This window comes from Rhizobium sp. WYCCWR 11152 (genome assembly GCF_013087615.1).
Lineage (GTDB): Bacteria > Pseudomonadota > Alphaproteobacteria > Rhizobiales > Rhizobiaceae > Rhizobium > Rhizobium indicum.
On the sequence record NZ_JABFCP010000011.1, the window covers coordinates 323,616 to 341,299 of the forward strand.

A 17,684-nucleotide genomic window follows, 5' to 3' on the forward strand; every position below is an offset into this window, starting at 1 on the left:
CCGCTGGGGAGAAGAGGGAGCCGAGAGGCTGCGGCATATGCCTTAAAGCCCAATCTCGCGCGCCCAGGGCGGATTGGCGCCGGCGCGGGATACGGTGACGGCGGCGGCTTTGGCGCCGAGGGTCAGAGCGTTGCGCAGCGCCTTTTCGTCCAACGAGGCGACCTGCGCCTTGGTCAGCAGATTATCCATCTTCAGCGACGCCAGGATGCCGGCATCGAAGGTATCGCCGGCGCCGACCGTGTCGACAACGGTGACGCGCTCACTCGGCACCGTTACCTTGCGATCCTTGGTATAACCGGAAGCGCCTTCGGCGCCCTTGGTGATGACGACGAGCTTGGCGCCGTGGTTCAGCCAGTGGGCGGCGAGCGCATCATGGTCGCCCTGCAGGCCGAACCATTCGAGATCTTCGTCGGAGAATTTCACGATATCGGCTTTCGCGGCCATGCGCTTGATACGGGCCATATGCGACGGCTTGTCCTTGATGAAACCGGGACGGATATTCGGATCGAGCGAGATGACGCGGCGAGCGGCTTCGCGGTCGAGCAGGGCTTCGTAGGTTTCGCCGCAGGGGCTGGGGATGAGGCTGATTGCGCCGAAATGCAGCGCCTCGCAATCATCACCGAGATCCGGCAGGTCGGCCGTGGTGATCATCCGGCCGGCCGTGCCCTCGTCGTAGAAGGCATAGGTCGCCTGGCCGTTCACCAGCTTGACGAAGGCGATGGTCGAGGGACGTGGTGTGATGGCGCACGGGCTGTAATCGACATTGCTCGCCTTCAGCGTCTCCAGCAGGATTTCGCCCATCATGTCATCGGCGATGCCGGTGAAGAAGGCGGTGGGAATGCCGAGGCGGCCTAGCGCGATCGCGGTGTTGAAGATCGCGCCGCCGGCATAGGGCGAAAAGCCCTTTTCGCCCAGCGTCGTGTCCCTCGGCAGCATGTCGATCAAGGCTTCGCCGCAGCACAAAATCATCGTATTCCTCCCAACAGCACTTATGCGTTCATCAACCGATTAAGCGAGCTTTTGTCAACTGGCTAGAGCGAAAGCTCACTAACCCCACCATTCCTTCCCGACCAGGCCAGCGGCGCATCGAGGAAGGCCTCGACTTCCGACAGCGTCTTGTCGTCGAAGAGCTTCTGCGCCTTGGCGACGGCCAGAACATTACGCCAGGTGGCGATGTGATGCAGCCTGACTTTGCCGTCGGCAAAGCGCTGTTCACCGAATATGCCGTAGAAGAACAGCGCGATGCCGTGATCGACGATGCCGCCGGCGGCGCGGACCGCTTCGATGAATTTGAACATGCTGCCGCCGGCTGTCGTCAGGTCTTCGATAACAAGCACGCGCGACCCTTCCGGCATGTTGCCTTCGATCTGGGCATTGCGGCCATGGCCCTTAGGCTGCTTGCGGACATAGATCATCGGCAGGCCGAGACGATCTGCCAGCAGGGCGGCGAAGGGGATGCCGGCTGTCTCGCCGCCGGCGATGCAATCGAACTGCTCGAAGCCGGCATCGCGCAGCAGGGTGCTGGCGGCGAAATCCATCACCGTCGAGCGGATGCGCGGGAAGGAGAGCAGCTTGCGGCAATCGATATAAACAGGGCTCGCCATGCCGGAGGAGAGTTTATAGGGCTGGGCGGCATTGAAATGCACCGCTTTGATTTCCCAGAGCATCTTGGCCAGCAATTCGGCCATCACGGCGCGGTCGGGAAATGTGGTCTGGATCATGCGGCTCTCCTTCGGCTTGGATCCTTGCGGGAATAGCAGCAAGAGCCCGCGGTTTCCAGACGAAAGGCGGGCTATTGCTGTAGCAGGCGGCCGATATCAACGATCTGCATCTTCTTGAATAGTGCGACTGCCTGAGCGCCCTCCTCGGCGTCCAGCGAAACGGCATAACGCACGGCGGCGGCAAGCAACTGCATCGTCAGCCGCGCGATCACGAGCAGTTCCTTGCGGTCGCGAACCGGCCACAGGCGGATAAGTACGGCGAGAAATGCCTGGGCATGAAATTCCATGTCCTCAGCATCGACCTGTTGCAGCAGCTTGTCGGTATGGGTCGCATGCCAGATGTCGCGCATGACAGGCTCGCGGCGGAAGAAGGCGTAATATTCGTCGACGATATTGGCGAGCGCCCCCTGCAGGGCCGTAGCGTCGGTCACCTTCGCCAGCTCCTCTTCGACGCACCGCCTGCCCTCTTCGTTGAAGCGCTCGGCCAATGTGCGGATGATCGAAGTCTTGTCGGGGAAATATTGGTAGAGGGCGCCGAAGGAGAGACCGGCCTTTTCGACGATCTCGCTCATCTTCAAGCCGTCGCTGCCATGGCTTTCGATCAGTTGCGAGGCAACGGCGAGGATCTTTTCGAAGCGCTCGCGGCCGCGCTGCTGGCTGGGGATGCGGCGCAGTTGGCCGGTGGACTCCTGCTGGCGCCTGCGCGTTGCGACCGGCTGCTCCGACATGCTCTCTCCTTTTCCACGTTGACAAACAAAATAAGAGAGATTATCTCATTTTGCAAATGAGAGAGTTTCTCTTGTTTTAAAGTTTGGGAGGAGTTTTAACATGCAGACTTCCGAAATCGTCCTCGTCGGTGGATCGGGAAAGACCGGCGGCCGCATCATCAAGCGCCTGGAAGCGCGCGGCCTCACCGTCCGCGCCGCATCGCGCTCCAGCGCGCGTCCCTTCGACTGGGAGGACAGGTCGACCTGGCGCGGCGCGCTGGAGGGCGCATCGAGCGCCTATGTCGCCTTCCAGCCGGACCTTTCCGTCGCCTGGGCGGCGGAAGCGATCGAAGCGCTCGCCAAGGTCGCTGTGGGATGCGGCCTTGAGCATATCGTGCTGCTCTCCGGCCGCGGCGAAGAGGGCGCGCAGCGAAGCGAAGCGGCGCTGAAAGCATCCGGCATAAACACCACCATCCTGCGCGCCTCCTGGTTCTGCCAGAATTTCAGCGAGGGCGCCTTCCTGGAGCAGATCCTTAGCGACCGCCTACAATTGCCGGCGGGCGAGATCAGCGAACCTTTCATCGATGCCGACGATATTGCCGATGCGGCGGTCGCCGCCCTGACCGATCCCGGCCACCGCAACAAGATTTACGAACTGACCGGCCCGCGGGCGCTGACCTTCCGCCAGGCGGTCGCCGAGATCGCTCAGGCCGCCGGGCGGCCGATCGAATATGAGCAGGTGTCGATGGCGGATTTCACCGGCGGGCTTGCGGCGGCCGGCCTGCCGCAGGGCCTGATCGAACTTCTGGAGGAGCTTTTCGGCCAGGTGCTCGATGGGCGCAACTCCGGCACCATGGGCGGTGTCGCCGAAATTCTCGGCCGCCCCGCCACCGATTTCGGCGAATATGCCCACCGGACCGCGGCAACCGGAATATGGAGCGCCTGACCATGCAGATCATTCTCATCCTCTCCCTCGTCGCCGCGGCGATCGGCAGCGGCCTCGTCGCCGGCATCTTCTTCGCCTTCTCGACCTTCATCATGACCGCCTTCTCGCGGATTCCGGCAGAGCAAGGCATCGCGGCGATGAACTCGATCAACGTGACGATCGTTCGCTCGTCCTTCATGGGCCTCTTCGTGCCCACGGCGATCCTCTGCATCATCATCGCCGTGCTCGCCCTGATCGACTGGCGCGGCGGGGCATCTTTTCTGATGCTGGCCGGAGCAGCCCTCTATGTCTTTGCCTCTTTCGTCTCGACCATCGTCTTCAACGTGCCGATGAATGATGCGCTGGCAAAGGTCGGCGGCAATGGGACGGAAGCGGTTCAGCTCTGGGCCACCTATGTCAGGGACTGGACGTGGTGGAACCATGTGCGGACCATCGCCTCGCTACTCGCCTCGGTGGCCTTCGTGCGGGCGTTGATAATCGTTTGAGAAGCAAGCGGAAGAGCTGGCCGCTCAAGCTTATTTGCCAGCATCCCGGCTCCGGAAAGAGCGCCAGGCTGAGATCACAGCGAGCAACAAGAACAGCCCCGCCAAACCAGCCCACAGAGAGCCGCCTTGCGTTAGATTGTCACCGTCGGGAGTGAGGCAACTGGATAGGGCTTGCGATATGCAATCTCGGAACTTCCAGTACCTTTCATAGAATAACCATCCGAAAAAAATCGACAGAAACGCTAAAATCAGGACCGAAACACATTTCATCTGGTTCCCACCCTGCCGACCAGGACTCATTTCCATTGAAACAACGTCGATGGTGTGACTGTAAGTTCCAAGGACGGAGATGCAAGCGCCGACATCCATGGGAGCGCCATCATTGTAGTTTGTCGTTGGTGTATAAAGGGGTTCCGCGGCCTCTTAGACGCAGCCAAAATGGTTTTTGCTGCCCTGATCGTGCCCCCTTGAAGCCGCCAGCCGAAATGTGCCACAGAGTGATTGACAGGTTGCGATGTAAAGAGCGGTACGTTGTCCATGGGGTCGAAGGAAGAGAGTGTCAAATGGCCGCTCGGCAAACCGGGCCGGATCCTTCTGACCATGTTGCTTTTGCCGGCTGTACTTTCCATTTTCGTCCAGATATCCGGCTTTAACTTTCTGCCGTCAAACGAGTGGATCTCTAAGGCGGCCCTTCCTGCTCTCGCCGTCGGCGTGGTCTCTGCGGCATTGCCGTTTTGGCTCATTTTGAAGAGCAGGCGCGAGATCGACGGCGTGAGGAAAGGTTTCGGCCTGCTAATCGCTCCGATCGCTGGTTATTTCTTCGGAAAGCATCTCGTCATCATCGCAGTGCCGATGCTATTCGCCTTTATCGCTGGCCATCTGGTAGAGCTTTCTTTCACCGTCGTCGACGCCCATGAAAGGGGTAGCAAAAAATGTCGGTCACCGGTTCAGGTCGAAGGGGTTCCGATGCTATTCGACGAAATTTGTCGTGTCCCTGAGAACATCAGGCGAGAACTTGGACCGGGACAGCGGATCGCCGTTTCGGGCCGAGGCACCAGTCGGGGTGTCTTTGTGGAAAGTCTGCGCCGGGTAGATTGAAGAAACGCCGCGCCTCGAAGGCTTTCCGGATGAGCTCGGCGGCGAGCTCATCCGGCGGGGCATGATCTCCGTCAGCACCAGCGCAAACTCTTCGCCGCCGAGCCGGCCGCGGTATCGCCGGGGCGGCAACGGGCCGTCAGTTCATCGGCGAAGACCTGGAGCACGCGGTCGCCGGCGGCCTGGCCATAGCGGTCGTTGATCGATTTGTCACCTATAAGCCAAGCTGCGCTGACGACTACGTCTGCTCGCAAAAGGCGATGCGGTTGCTGAAGGGGTCGGTGACGGTCATCTCCAGTCCCCACGGCGCTTGCTCGACGCCGGGCTTCATGTAGCGGTAGTCCTTGCCTGAGAGTTCGGCGTGATAGGCCCGCACATTGGCGACGCGGACGAAGGCCTTGGCGCCGGGGCTGGAGTCGCCGGAATGTTCGCTGAGGTGCAGCGCCATGCCGTCGCGCGAGACCTGGCAATAGAGCGGGAAGTTTTCGCCGAAGCGGTGCTCCCAATCGAGATGGAAGCCGAGAAAGCCGCAATAGAACTCCATCGCCTTTTCGACCGAGAAGATGCGGAAGATCGGCATCGGCGGCTCGATGCCGATGGCAGAGGGGTTAGCCCCTGCCGCATCGATCTTTGCCGAGAGGATATTCCATTGATCGAGCCCGAACTGCCGGGCGACGATTTCGAGCGCCTCGCTGTGGGTGAGCGAAATGTCGCGGTCGGCAAGGGCCTGCCGCAATGTCTTTGCCATGAGCTTGGCATCGCGAAAATCGCGCATGATGTCATCCTTCCGTTGGCGGCAAACAGGAAGATCAGTGCCCGCGTCTGCTGACCCGTTCGCCATCGATCGCCAAACGGCAAGGGATGTGAAGGATGTTGTCTGGATGCATTCACCATAACGCAGAAGCGTCGCGGGGCGGCTGGCCGCATCCGGCCGAGGACAATATTATGAGAGGGCCGGTTAGGAATCAAGACGCAGTGCGCGTTGCCTCGACGGGAACCGCCTTGAGGTAGCTGGCAAGCTCGACCCGGTTGCGGCCGGCGCGCTTGGCGACGTAGAGCGCCTTGTCGGCGGCACTCAGCATGGTGTCGAAATCCAAGTTCTTCGAACGGCCGGGGGCGACGCCGACGCTGACCGTGCATGTCAGCACCTCGTCGTCGATATGGATCTCGCGCGCCTCGAATGCCCGGCGGATACGCTCGGCCGTGAGTTCCGCCCGGCCGGGCATGATCTCCTTCAGCACCAGCACGAATTCCTCGCCGCCGAGCCGGGCAGCGGTGTCGCCGGTGCGGCAATGGGCCGAAAGTTCGCCGGCAAAGACATTGAGGACGCGGTCGCCGGTGGCATGGCCGAAGCGATCGTTGACGGATTTGAAATGGTCGATATCGAAGACGATGACGGCCGTGGTCGTTCCCATCGGGCGCGTGCCGTATTGGTCGAAAAGGGCGCGGCGGTTGAGCAGGCCGGTCAGCGGATCGGTGATCGCATCGAGGCGATGGCGGGCAGCGAGCCGCCATTGATGCAGCGCCAGCGACAGCGCGCCGATCCCGGTCATGCCGGCGATGCAGACGGCAAGGCTCAGATCTTCGGCCCAGTTGCTGGGGGCTTTGCCGAGCACCAGCTTGCCGTCTGATATCAGCACCGCGGCGCAGAGAAAGAAGGAGATCGCCGTCAACGTATAGAGCGCTGTGATGCCGAGAAGCGGCGCCGGTGCTTCGGCACGGGCGAGCCAATATTGCCGGGCGGTGGCAAAGAGCAAAAGGGCGATGGCGAGATTGTCGGCGATGAAGGCCAGGCCGTCATAGCCTGACAGCATCGGCACGACGGAGAAGACCATCGCCGCAAGCGCGCGGATCGCGATGGCGAGGAGAGACACCCGGCCGGTGAGGAATTGTTTGCCGGCGCCCCAGATGGTGGCAAAACCGGCATGAAACAGCACGAAATTGGCGACGCCCAGCCATTTCTCCGGCGTATTGACATAAGCGCTATAGACGAAAATGCCGCTGACGACGAGGACAAGGCCGACAGTGGCGGTCAACAGCACGGTTTCTGCGCGACGGACAAGCCAACTGCCCATCAGCGTCACCGCCAGGCAGGCCGCGGAGACGCCGAGCGCCAACAAGAGGGAGTTATAGTCAAGCATCATGCTTTCAGTCTCCGCGACTGCAGCCGCGCCGGATGATGTCGGCAGCTCATGGGGTCGGTGCTGAGGAATGTCTTATGCATCCGTTAACAAATGATGCACCGCACAATACAAATGTTACGCGTTTAACGTTACGCCGGAATTTAGGATAAAAAATCTATTTAAAATTGAAATCTGAAAGATTACGCCTGCTGCACCACCTGCCAATGCAGGGGAAACATCGGATCGAACACCGTCACGGGACCGGCGCCAGTTTCAATCCTCGCGGGAAAGACAACCGGCTCGGCCTGCCTCGACAGGGTGATGCGCTCCTCGTTCGGCTGTAGCCCGTACCAGGCCGGCCCGTTCAGCGACACGAAGGCTTCGAGCCGCTCCAGCGCGCTTTCCTGTTCGAAGACATGGGCGAGGCAGCTCATCGTATTGACCGAGGTATAGATGCCGGCGCAGCCGCAGGCGCATTCCTTCAGCGGATCGACATGCGGCGCGGAATCCGTGCCGAGGAAGAAGCGCGGGTCACCGCTGACGGCCGCCGCACGCAGGGCCAGCCGGTGGTTTTCACGCTTGGCGACCGGCAGGCAATAATAATGCGGGCGGATGCCGCCGACGAGGATGGCGTTGCGGTTGATGATCAGATGGTGGGTGGTGATCGAGCCGGCGAGATTGCCCCTGGCCGCCTTGATGTAATCGACGCCATCGGATGTCGTCACATGCTCCATCGTCACCTTCAGCTCCGGCAGGCGCTGCCGCAGCGGATCGAGCACGGTCTCGATGAAGACGGCCTCGCGATCGAAGATATCGACCTCCGGCGTCGTCACCTCGCCATGGACGCAAAGCGGCAGGCCGATCTTTGCCATGCGCTCCAGCACCGGCATCGCCTTTTCCATGTCGCGCACGCCGCCATGCGAATTGGTCGTGGCGCCAGCCGGATAAAGCTTGACGGCGGTGATGAGGCCGCTGTTCTTCCCCTCCTCTACGTCATCGGGGCTGGTATGTTCGGTGAGATAAAGCGTCATCAGCGGCCGGAAGCGATGACCGTCCGGCAAGGCCTTGAGGATACGCTCGCGATAGGCCTTGGCGTCAGCTGACGTGACGACCGGCGGCACGAGATTGGGCATGATAATGGCGCGGGCGAAGGTGCGGCTCGTATCGGCGATCACGCCTTCCAGCATGGCGCCGTCGCGCAGATGCAGGTGCCAGTCATCAGGACGGCGGATGGTGATCGATTGCATGGCAGGCCTCCGAAGCGATGCGTCTGCAGCCTCGATAGCACTATCTTTTACATGAAAACAATCGCCGCGGCATCACGCCAGCGCGATCTCCAGCGTCACGTCGGCAGGGCGGCGGTTTTCGAGGATCAGCCGGCCGTTCGGCAGGTCGTTGCCGTAGACCTTGGCGTTGGCAGCTTCCTCGGTCAGATTATAACCGCGCCAGCGATCCCAAAGGCGCTCTTCCAGCACCTCGATTGGTGGGGCGAGCATGATCGTGTAGTCGAATATGCCGTCAAGTTCAGCCCATTTGCCCTGCGTGAAGAGCAGATAGTTGCCTTCGATGATGATGAAACGATCCCCGGGAGTGATCGGGCGGGCAGAGGCAATCGCAAGCTCGCGCGAGCGGTCGAAGACGGGGACGAGAACTTCCTGATCTGCGGGGCGAACCGCGCGAACTATATCCAGGAAGCCACGCACATCGAAGGTTTCGGGAATACCCTTGCGGGCAAGCAGGCCACGTTCAATGAGAATGGCATTGTCCATGTGGAAACCATCCATGGGCAGCACCGCGACACTCTCGCCTTTCGCCTTCAGGGCGTTGGCCAGATTGTCGGCCATGGTCGATTTGCCGGCACCCGGCGGTCCGGCGATGGCGACCAGGAAACGCCTGGAATGGCCGGCGCGGTCAAGCACCTCGCCGGCGATTTCATCGATGCGTGCGTTCATGCGGCGACGGGCTCCGTCGGCACCGCCTTGGCGCCGGTCATGAAGGCGACGGCGTCGGACATGGTGTATTCCTTCGGATCGATCACCGTCAGCCGCCGGCCGAGGCGGTGAATGTGGATCCGGTCGGCCACCTCGAAGACATGCGGCATGTTGTGGGAGATCAGCACGATCGGCAGGCCGCGGGCCCGCACGTCGAGGATCAGTTCCAGCACGCGGCGGCTTTCCTTGACGCCGAGGGCCGCGGTCGGTTCGTCCATGATGATGACCTTCGAGCCGAAGGCGGCGGCGCGGGCGACCGCAACACCCTGGCGCTGACCGCCGGAGAGCGTTTCCACCGCCTGGTTGATGTTCTGGATGGTCATCAGGCCGAGTTCGGTGAGCTTGTTGCGCGCCAGCTTTTCCATGGCCGGCCGGTCGAGCATGCGGAACATCGAGCCGAGCAGGCCAGGTTTGCGGATCTCGCGGCCGAGGAACATGTTGTCGGCGATCGACAGCGCCGGCGACAAGGCGAGATTCTGATAGACGGTCTCGATGCCGGCGTCGCGCGCCTCCATCGGCGAGCGGAACTGCACCTGCCGGCCTTCGAGCGTGATCACCCCCTCGTCCGGGGTGACGGCGCCCGATATCGCCTTGATCAGCGAGGACTTGCCGGCACCGTTATCGCCGATGACGGCGAGGATTTCACCCGGATAGAGGTCGAAATCGGCATTATCGAGCGCGGTCACGCGGCCATAACGCTTGACGAGACCGCGGGCGGTGAGAAGGGGTTCGCGAGCCATGATTACACCGAAACCTTTCTGATCCACTGATCGATGGCGACGGCGGCAATGATCAGCACGCCTGTCAAAAGGACTTTCCATTGCGGGTCGGCGCCGAGCATATTGAGGCCCATCGAGACGACGCCGACGATCATGGCACCGAAAAGCGTGCCGAGAATGGAGCCGCGGCCGCCGAAGAGCGAGATGCCGCCGATCACAGTCGCGGTGATCGCCTGGAGGTTAAAATCGGTGACGGCCGAGGACGGCGAGATCGAGCCGTTGCGGCCGATCGAGACCCAGGCGGCCAAGCCGGCAATGACGCCTGATATGGCGTAAACGGTCAGCAGCACCTTCTTGGTCTGAATGCCGGAGAGCTTGGCTGCCTCCGGATCGTCGCCGACGGCATAGACATGCCGGCCCCAGGCGGTGTGATTGAGGACATACCAGAGCACCAGGACGAGCAGCACCATGGCGATGACGCCGAGGGTCAACACCGCGCTGCCGAGCTTGAAGCTCACGGCGAAAAGATGCAGCAGCGGCGCCTTTTCGTCGACGTCGGTGTCGCGGATCGTCTCATTGGCGGAATAGATGAAATTCGTCGCCATGACGATGTTCCAGGTGCCGAGCGTGACGATGAAGGGCGGCAGCTTCATGTAGGCGACGAGGAAGCCGTTCAGCAATCCGCAAAGGCCGCCGACGACAAGCCCGGCGACCACTGCAATCGGCGTCGGTATGCCATAAGTGATGGCGACATTTCCCATGATCACCGCCGAGATCACCATGATGACGCCGATCGAAAGATCGATGCCGGCTGTCAGGATGACCAGCGTCTGGGCGGCGCCGAGAATACCGACGATGGCGATCTGCTGCAGGATCAGCGTCAGCGTATAGGACGAGAAGAACCGTCCGCCGATGGTGATCCCGAAGATGACGATCGCCAACACCAGCACGATCAGCGGCACGGCGGCCGGCGTCGAGTGGAGAAAATGCTGCGCGCGCTTGATCAGCGAGACTTTCTCGTGCTCGAAGGAGGCAACGCTCTTGTCGCTGCCGTCGAGGACACGTTCGAATTCCTGTGTTCCGGTCATGGTTCCTCCTCCGCATCCGCGCGCCGAACTCGCGCGGGGGCCGTCACCGATATCCATCCGGTCTTTGATTAGCCGGTTCGTGAGGCGACGGAACATCGTCCGTCGAAAACGGCCGGGGATCAAGCCCCGGCCGGTCTGCTTTCAACAATCAGGGCTCAGCCCCAGCACTTGTCCGTGCCTTCCTTGGTGTCGATCGACTTGACGCCGGAAACCGGCTTGTCGGTCACGAGCGAGACGCCGGTGTCGTAGAAGGACTTGCCTTCGGTCGGCTTCGGCTTTTCACCATTGTCGGCGAACTTCTTGATCGCTTCGACGCCAAGGGCTGCCATCATCAGCGGATATTGCTGCGAGGTGGCGCCGATGACGCCTTCCTTGACCGACTTCACACCCGGGCAACCGCCGTCGACCGAGACGATCAGCACGTTCTTTTCCATGCCGACGGCCTTCAGCGCCTGATAGGCGCCGACAGCGGCCGGCTCGTTGATCGTGTGGATGACGTTGATGCTCGGATCCTTCTGCAGAAGGTTTTCCATGGCCTTACGGCCGCCTTCTTCATTGCCGTTGGTCACGTCATGACCGACGATACGAGCATCGTCCTCGTCGCCGATCTTGTTCGGGTCCTTCGGATCGATGCCGAAGCCCATCATGAAGCCCTGGTCGCGCAGAACGTCGACCGTCGGCTGCGACGGGGTCAGGTCGAGGAAGCCGACCTTGGCATCCTTGGCCTTGTCGCCCATCGTTTCCTTGGCCCACTGGCCGATCAGCTTGCCGGCGAGCAGGTTGTCGGTGGCGAAGGTGGCGTCGGCGGCATCGGCCGGCTCGAGCGGCGTGTCGAGAGCGATGACCAGCAGGCCGGCTTCACGCGCCTTCTTGACCGAAGACACGATGCCCTTGGTGTCGGAAGCAGCAATCAGGATGCCCTTTGCGCCGTCGGCAATGCAGCTTTCGATCGCGGCCACCTGGCTTTCGCTGTCACCGTCGACCTTGCCGGCATAGGACTTCAGCGAGACGCCGAGTTCCTTGGCCTTGGCGGTCGCACCTTCCTTCATCTTGACGAAGAAGGGGTTGGTGTCGGTCTTGGTGATGAGGCAGGCAGCAACGTCAGCCGCCATGACAGGAGCGGAAAAGGTGACACCAAGCGCGAGCGCGCCGAAAGCGAGAACAGATTTCTTCATGGAACTCCTCCCAGAGTTTGCCGGCGCCGCCCCTGCGGGGCCGGAAGCTTAAGATATGACACTTCGCCGTGGATCGCTAATGCCTCCCAGCGGTCCCGTGCCCTTGACGACGGCAATTAAGAGCGAAAAGAAATTGGCTTGTCAATAAATAAATCCAATTGAATTATTAATTCGATGTGGCATGCTCGATCGAATTAGGGCATAGGCCAACAATCGGGAGGAGCGGCCATGTCGTCCTTGGATGGACCGGAACACACGCCGGTCCCGCCACCAATTCTGAATCCGGCCGGAGGTGCGAACCAGGTCAGGGTGCGAGCCTATAACGAACGGCTCGTGCTGTCGCTGGTGCGTCTCTACGGCGCATTGTCGAAGGCCGATATCGCGCGCCGCAGCGGGCTGTCGGCGCAGACCGTCTCCGTCATCATGCGGGTGCTGGAGAAGGAAGGGCTGCTGTCGCGCGGGGAACCGGTGCGCGGCCGTGTCGGCCAGCCGTCGATCCCGATGCATATCAATCCCGATGCTGTCTATTCCTTCGGCCTGAAGATGGGCCGGCGCAGCGCCGATCTGGTGCTGATGGATTTCGTCGGCCGCATCCGCATGCAGTTGCACCGGACCTATGCCTATCCGCTGCCGGATGAAATCCTCGCCTTCGTCACCTCGGGCATCCGGGAACTCGAAGAGCGGCTCGACGACAAGCAGCGCGGCCGTATTGCCGGCCTCGGCATCGCCGCGCCTTTCGAGCTCTGGAATTGGGCCGAAGAGGTGGGGGCGCCGGCTGGCGCCATGGAAGTCTGGCGGGAGATCGACCTGCAGGCCGACATCGCCGCACGCGTCTCCCATCCGGTCTTCATGCAGAACGATGCGACCAGCGCCTGCGGCGCCGAACTGGTCTTCGGCGTCGGGCCGTCCTACCCGGATTTTGTCTATTTCTTCATCGGCTCCTTCATCGGCGGCGGCATCGTGCTCAATTCGGCGATCTTTTCCGGCCGCACCGGCACGGCAGGCGCGATCGGGCCGCTGCCTGTGCGCGGCAAGAACGGCGAGACGAAGCAGTTGCTCGAAATCGCCTCGATCTTCGTGCTCGAAAACATGCTGCGCGAGCGCGGCATCGATCCCGAGCCGCTCTGGTATTCGGCCGACGACTGGGTGGATTTCGGCGAGCCGATGGAAGCCTGGATCCAGGATAGCGCCAAGGCGCTGGCGCAGGCGATCGTCGCCGCCGCCTCGATCGTCGATTTCAGCGCGGCTGTGATCGACGGCGGCTTTCCCAGCTGGGTGCGCAGCCGCGTGGTGCAGGCCACCATCGACGAAGCGGCCAAGCTCGACCTACAGGGCGTCGTCATGCCCGAAATCATCGAGGGCGCGGTCGGCGCGCAGGCGCGCGCCATCGGCGGCGCCAGCCTGCCAATCTTCGCGCGTTACCTCACCGACCAGAACGTACTCTTCAAGGAGGTAGACCATGCTGAAAGGACTTGATCCGCTGTTGAGCCCGGAGCTGCTTTTGACGCTTCGCGCCATGGGCCACGGCGACGAGATCGCCATCGTCGACGGCAATTATCCGGGCGTCGAACATGCCCGCCGGCTGATCCGGCTCGACGGCCACCACCTCATCCCGGTTCTCAACGCCGTGCTCAGCGTGTTGCCGATCGACGATTTCGTGGCGGAAGCGATCTTCCGCTCGACCGTCAAGGCCGAGCGCGACAAGCTCGACCCCGTGCACGAGGAGATGATCGACTGCTGCGCCCGCCACGAGCCGCACCGGCAGGTGGTGCCGCTGATCGGCCAGGATTTCTACGGACGGGTGAAGGCTGCCCATGCGGTGATCCAGACCGGCGAGCCGAGGCTCTATGCCAACATCATCCTGCGCAAGGGCGTGATCTACCCCAAGGAAGCGGACGCCCATGCGGCGGCCGAGGTGGATCCGTTCGTCTACTAGCAATTTCAGCAAAAACGCGCAGCGGTTTGGTCGTCGGTAGGCTTTGGCTTTCGGTCCGGCTGAAGGTCGGTCTTTCGCCATTCGTTGGATGGATGTTACTGTGCGGCCGGTGGGTTGGTCCGCCGCGCCGGCAAACAGCTTGCTAAGCCAAGTGCTGCGAACGGGCGCCTCACCACCAGGAGCGGACGTCGAGCAGCTGCATAGACACGCGCGGGATCAGGCCGGTGAAGCGATGAGGACACGGATTTCACATGGCACCTGACATGAGCGCGCCTCCTCGTCGCAGCACCACCGGTCTGCGCAAGTTTCTGGATCCTGAGCAGCAGCGCGATTGGATTGAAGGCGAGGCGGAGTTGATCGACGCCGAAGAGCGCTCGGAGTCCCTGGAACAGCGGTTCAAGTACGTCGCCCGGTTCCAGAAGCTGCTTCGTCGCCCGCAGACGCAAGACGTTCTGGAAATTCTCAGGGTATACGGGCAGACCTGCATCCCCATCCCGCGCACGACCGAGCGTCACTACTGGTCGGTTTCATGTCTGCCCTCGACCTCAGACAAGCCGCTCATCCGCGTTAATGCGAGCTGGATGGAGCTTTTCACGCTCTATGCCGACAGCGAGGGCCTGCGTGCACGATTCCTGGTGCATCTTTCGCATTTCACCACCGACCATTCACCCGCGCAGGGCGATGTCGACGAGGCTTTTCTCGAGCACTGCGTCACGACGCCCGAAGACGTCGGTTATTTTTTTCCGCGCGGCGAGGACATTTTCGGCATCACTGTGCGGGGCTCGGCCTCGATCCGCAAATTCCTCGCGGAGCGCCGCATCTTGTGCGCCATTCGGACTTTCAATGTGACGCACATGAACCGAGGTCGAAACGCCTATCAGGCGAGCCACTGCTACAGCCTGGCGGATACCATGCTGGCAGATTGATCGGCTCCGGGGTGCGCCCTACCCTGGCGAGACTGCCGAGCCGGTCCGCGGTCGCCGGCGACGCGCAGATGCTGAAAAGACGCGGGGGCGCTGTAAACCCATCACACCCATTCCTTTTCAAGGACTACTTAATCCTCCGGCGGGTTCTTCAGCCGTTCGAAGAATGGCAGATAGCGGCGACCGGCAGACACCATGGAATCGAGGCCCCATCCGATTTACGGGAAAGATATCCAATTCACGCAGCGAAACGCCCGTACCTTCGTCAATGCAACCCGCCATTAACCTTCGAAGGTCAGACAATCTTACGGACTTGTCGGTGCTGCGCAGCTTGATCAACGACTGCAATGCCCGACCCGGCATTCGGTGATACGAGCATCAGCCATGTCGGCTGTTGATTGAAAACATGTCGGGGACGATGCGGTTCTCCAAACTGGCCATGACGGCTCGCCACACAACAGGAGCCTGTTATATGCCTCGCATCCAACCGACCAGACCCCAGGTGGAGATCGTTGTCTGGCTCGCGGCCTTCCTGCTTCTCTTCTGCCTATCGTGGTCCTTCGACTGGCATGAGGGGCTGGATGCGTTCATCGAGAAGCATCATGACTATCCGCTCGACCACGCGCTCCTTGCCCTTAATATCTCCGGGTTTCTCGGGCTGATTTATTCCGCGCTGAGGATCCGCGATCTTTCGAGGGAGGTTCATCGCAGGCTGCAGGCCGAAAAGAACGTAGACTGGATTGCCTGTCACGACACGCTGACCGAACTGCCGAACCGCAGGTTTCTGGATTCCATCTGCGCGCAGGCGATGAGCGATCAAAGGGAAGAAACCTACGCCGTCTTCAGCATCGATCTCGACGGCTTCAAGAAGGTCAATGATCTCCTGGGACACGATCACGGTGATGCGGTGCTGAAGACTGTCGCTCAGCGGCTCTCTTCCCTCTTTCCGCGTGAGCACGTTTTTCGTCTTGGCGGAGACGAGTTTATCGTTCTGGCGCGGCGCACTGGAAATCCCGATCTTGCCGCGTTGGGGAACCGCATCGTGAGCGTGATCGGCAAGCCGTTCACATTCAATGGTGTCGCCGTCGACCTCGGCGCCAGTGTCGGCTTCGCGCTTTTTCCGGAGAACGGCGATGACCTCGGTCAGGTCATTCGACATTCCGACTGCGCGATGTATGTCGCCAAAAAGCAGGGGCGCAATCTGGTGAAGCCCTTCATGCCTTCGATGCAGGACGAGTTGGCGAAGCGGATTCGGGTGGAAGCCGATCTAAGAGCCGCCATTAGGAAGGCTGAGATCGTTCCCTACTATCAACCGCTCGTGGACCTGAAGACGAACAAGATTATCGGCTTTGAGGCGCTGGCACGCTGGAAGACCGCCTCCGGCGAATTCATCCCGCCGAACGAATTCATTCCTGTGGCAGAGGAAGCCGGTCTGATCGTCGAATTGACGGACCAACTGCTTCGCCACGCCTGCACCGATGCGCTTTCCTGGCCAAGTGAGCTCGTCCTATCATTCAACCTTTCTCCGATCCAGCTGAGCGATCGGTTGCTGGGGCTCAGAATTCTCAAGATATTGGGTGATGTCGGTCTGCCGGCGCACAGGGTCGAGCTGGAAGTGACGGAGAGCGCCATCATCCAAGACGCCGTCACCGCACGAATCGTGCTCGACGATCTGGTGAACGCTGGGGTCAGGATTGCCCTCGACGATTTTGGAACAGGCTATTCCAGCCTCTCACAACTCTCCAACTACCGGTTCGACAAGATCAAGATCGACAGGAGTTTCGTCTCTACATTCGAAACCAATGACAAGCAGGACAAGGTGATCAAGGCCATCATCGCTCTCGGTGTGGGACTTGGCGTGACGATAACCGCCGAGGGTATCGAAGAGGAGAGCCAACTTCAGCGGCTTCAGGATCTGGGTTGCGACATCGGCCAAGGATATCTGCTTGGTAGGCCAGCGCCGGCCGAGAAGCTTGTCACAGGTCAGGTCAGCCCCAGAATTTTGCAACGCGGTTGATGGGGGCCGCGGTATGTCGGCTCTGAATCAGAGCCGATACGAGCTTACCGACTTCAAGTTACGCTTATCAATGCCTCACTTCTCGCCCAAAGCTGCTTGGCTTTGTCGGCGTCGAGCGCATAGGACCTGACGCCGTCGGCAAAGGGGTTGGGCGTGTCATTGATCGGCGCGACCGCGCAATCTTCGAGATAGTGTCCGCCGATTTCGTCCTTGTCAGCCACGACTGCGGCCCAGACCGAGGTTGCCGCTACCTGCGGGATCTCTTTCAACTCTGCCGGCGGAAGACCGGCTTATCCCGACCATACGGGATGTCTCGGCATCAATGGCGCCGTGGCGGGATCGGATGAAGCGGAACCCGTGCGGCAAGCGTTGATCGATTTTCGTGCGGCCGGCCAGGCGCAGCTTCGTGAACGCTTCGAACGGGCCAAGGCCGAGGGCGACTTGCCGGAGACGGCAAAAGCCGATGCCCTTGCAGCCTTCGTGATGGCTCTCACGCATGGCATGGCGGTGCTGGCCAAAGCCGGATTCAGCCGCGAGATGCTGGAGGCCGTTGCCGAGCAAGCGCTGTCCACCTGGCCGACCGACCGTTCCACGCTCTCCGAAAATTCATCCTAAACCTCAAGCGACGGGTGCTGCCCTTCGCCGCGCTCACCATCGAGCAAAGCGCCTGCGACGACGGTCGTTCGGCCCGTGAAGATTCTTCGTATCGATATCTTTTTGATAGTGACTTAGTCTTAAATTGATAGTAACCAAATGCG

General features: G+C 61.1%; 18 protein-coding genes and 2 pseudogenes. 8 read left to right on the plus strand and 12 right to left on the minus strand.

From position 1 onward, the window contains the following. Window positions 1–42 precede the first annotated feature (42 nt). From G9X67_RS23095 to G9X67_RS23105, 3 genes are all read right to left on the minus strand, one after another. The gene (locus G9X67_RS23095) at window positions 43–969 is read right to left on the minus strand and encodes a carbohydrate kinase (protein WP_171599779.1); all 927 of its coding nucleotides are present in this window, start codon (window positions 967–969) and stop codon (window positions 43–45) included. Window positions 970–1,031: 62 nt separating this feature from the next. Further along, window positions 1,032–1,721 (minus strand): orotate phosphoribosyltransferase, encoded by a 690-nt coding sequence (locus G9X67_RS23100; RefSeq protein WP_138388265.1) that lies wholly within the window; start codon window positions 1,719–1,721, stop codon window positions 1,032–1,034. Window positions 1,722–1,792: 71 nt separating this feature from the next. Continuing rightward, complete coding sequence (locus tag G9X67_RS23105) at window positions 1,793–2,449, minus strand: TetR/AcrR family transcriptional regulator (protein ID WP_171599780.1); 657 nt, start codon at window positions 2,447–2,449, stop codon at window positions 1,793–1,795. A gap of 100 nt (window positions 2,450–2,549) precedes the next feature. On the opposite strand from G9X67_RS23105, the gene G9X67_RS23110 reads away from it, so the two are divergent. The 3 genes from G9X67_RS23110 to G9X67_RS23120 all read left to right on the plus strand — a co-directional run bounded on the left by G9X67_RS23110 (window position 2,550) and on the right by G9X67_RS23120 (window position 4,957). Beyond that, a complete protein-coding gene (locus tag G9X67_RS23110) occupies window positions 2,550–3,374 on the plus strand; it encodes an NmrA family NAD(P)-binding protein (RefSeq protein ID WP_171599781.1) in 825 nt (274 codons plus the stop codon). Further along, window positions 3,362–3,859, plus strand: coding sequence for an anthrone oxygenase family protein (locus G9X67_RS23115; RefSeq protein ID WP_171599782.1), 498 nt, complete (start codon window positions 3,362–3,364; stop codon window positions 3,857–3,859). Before G9X67_RS23110 ends, G9X67_RS23115 begins: the two co-directional genes overlap by 13 nt. A gap of 537 nt (window positions 3,860–4,396) precedes the next feature. Then, window positions 4,397–4,957: a hypothetical protein gene (locus G9X67_RS23120; RefSeq protein WP_171599783.1), complete on the plus strand. Its 561-nt coding sequence runs from the start codon at window positions 4,397–4,399 to the stop codon at window positions 4,955–4,957. Between the two features lie 7 nt (window positions 4,958–4,964). On the opposite strand, the pseudogene G9X67_RS35095 reads toward G9X67_RS23120, so the two are convergent. The 8 genes and pseudogenes from G9X67_RS35095 to G9X67_RS23155 all read right to left on the minus strand — a co-directional run. Next, window positions 4,965–5,163: pseudogene (locus G9X67_RS35095) on the minus strand (diguanylate cyclase); the annotation flags it as partial. Between the two features lie 29 nt (window positions 5,164–5,192). Beyond that, on the minus strand, window positions 5,193–5,729 hold the full coding sequence (locus tag G9X67_RS35100) for a glyoxalase superfamily protein (protein WP_246705445.1): 537 nt from the start codon (window positions 5,727–5,729) through the stop codon (window positions 5,193–5,195). A gap of 190 nt (window positions 5,730–5,919) precedes the next feature. Further along, complete coding sequence (locus tag G9X67_RS23130) at window positions 5,920–7,098, minus strand: GGDEF domain-containing protein (protein WP_171599784.1); 1,179 nt, start codon at window positions 7,096–7,098, stop codon at window positions 5,920–5,922. 179 nt (window positions 7,099–7,277) lie between these two features. Continuing rightward, window positions 7,278–8,324: a dihydroorotase gene (pyrC, locus tag G9X67_RS23135; protein ID WP_138332377.1), complete on the minus strand. Its 1,047-nt coding sequence runs from the start codon at window positions 8,322–8,324 to the stop codon at window positions 7,278–7,280. A gap of 72 nt (window positions 8,325–8,396) precedes the next feature. Continuing rightward, window positions 8,397–9,029, minus strand: coding sequence for a nucleoside triphosphate hydrolase (locus G9X67_RS23140; protein ID WP_171599785.1), 633 nt, complete (start codon window positions 9,027–9,029; stop codon window positions 8,397–8,399). Further along, entirely contained in the window at window positions 9,026–9,808 is a 783-nt protein-coding gene (locus G9X67_RS23145) for an ATP-binding cassette domain-containing protein (protein WP_062945140.1), read from the minus strand. The genes G9X67_RS23140 and G9X67_RS23145 overlap by 4 nt, the downstream gene beginning before the upstream one ends. Window positions 9,809–9,810: 2 nt before the next feature. Then, window positions 9,811–10,875 carry an ABC transporter permease gene (locus G9X67_RS23150; RefSeq protein ID WP_138332375.1) on the minus strand — a complete coding sequence of 355 codons (1,065 nt, stop codon included), beginning with the start codon at window positions 10,873–10,875 and terminating at the stop codon, window positions 9,811–9,813. Between the two features lie 155 nt (window positions 10,876–11,030). Beyond that, window positions 11,031–12,050: a sugar ABC transporter substrate-binding protein gene (locus tag G9X67_RS23155; protein WP_017958798.1), complete on the minus strand. Its 1,020-nt coding sequence runs from the start codon at window positions 12,048–12,050 to the stop codon at window positions 11,031–11,033. A 228-nt stretch (window positions 12,051–12,278) separates the two neighbouring features. Between G9X67_RS23155 and G9X67_RS23160 the strand changes: the two genes are divergently transcribed. From G9X67_RS23160 to G9X67_RS23175, 4 genes are all read left to right on the plus strand, one after another. After that, window positions 12,279–13,526 (plus strand): ROK family transcriptional regulator, encoded by a 1,248-nt coding sequence (locus G9X67_RS23160; RefSeq protein WP_164027026.1) that lies wholly within the window; start codon window positions 12,279–12,281, stop codon window positions 13,524–13,526. Beyond that, window positions 13,510–13,986 (plus strand): RbsD/FucU domain-containing protein, encoded by a 477-nt coding sequence (locus G9X67_RS23165; RefSeq protein WP_171599786.1) that lies wholly within the window; start codon window positions 13,510–13,512, stop codon window positions 13,984–13,986. Before G9X67_RS23160 ends, G9X67_RS23165 begins: the two co-directional genes overlap by 17 nt. A gap of 251 nt (window positions 13,987–14,237) precedes the next feature. Continuing rightward, window positions 14,238–14,912 (plus strand): hypothetical protein, encoded by a 675-nt coding sequence (locus G9X67_RS23170; RefSeq protein WP_171599787.1) that lies wholly within the window; start codon window positions 14,238–14,240, stop codon window positions 14,910–14,912. Window positions 14,913–15,381: 469 nt separating this feature from the next. Further along, complete coding sequence (locus tag G9X67_RS23175; protein ID WP_171599788.1) at window positions 15,382–16,926, plus strand: EAL domain-containing protein; 1,545 nt, start codon at window positions 15,382–15,384, stop codon at window positions 16,924–16,926. A gap of 53 nt (window positions 16,927–16,979) precedes the next feature. Here G9X67_RS23175 and G9X67_RS23180 read toward each other — a convergent pair whose 3' ends face one another. Continuing rightward, on the minus strand, window positions 16,980–17,147 hold the full coding sequence (locus G9X67_RS23180) for a hypothetical protein (protein ID WP_246413135.1): 168 nt from the start codon (window positions 17,145–17,147) through the stop codon (window positions 16,980–16,982). A 1-nt stretch (window position 17,148) separates the two neighbouring features. Between G9X67_RS23180 and G9X67_RS23185 the strand changes: the two are divergent. Continuing rightward, window positions 17,149–17,541: pseudogene (locus G9X67_RS23185) on the plus strand (TetR/AcrR family transcriptional regulator); the annotation flags it as partial. Between the last annotated feature and the right edge of the window lie 143 nt (window positions 17,542–17,684).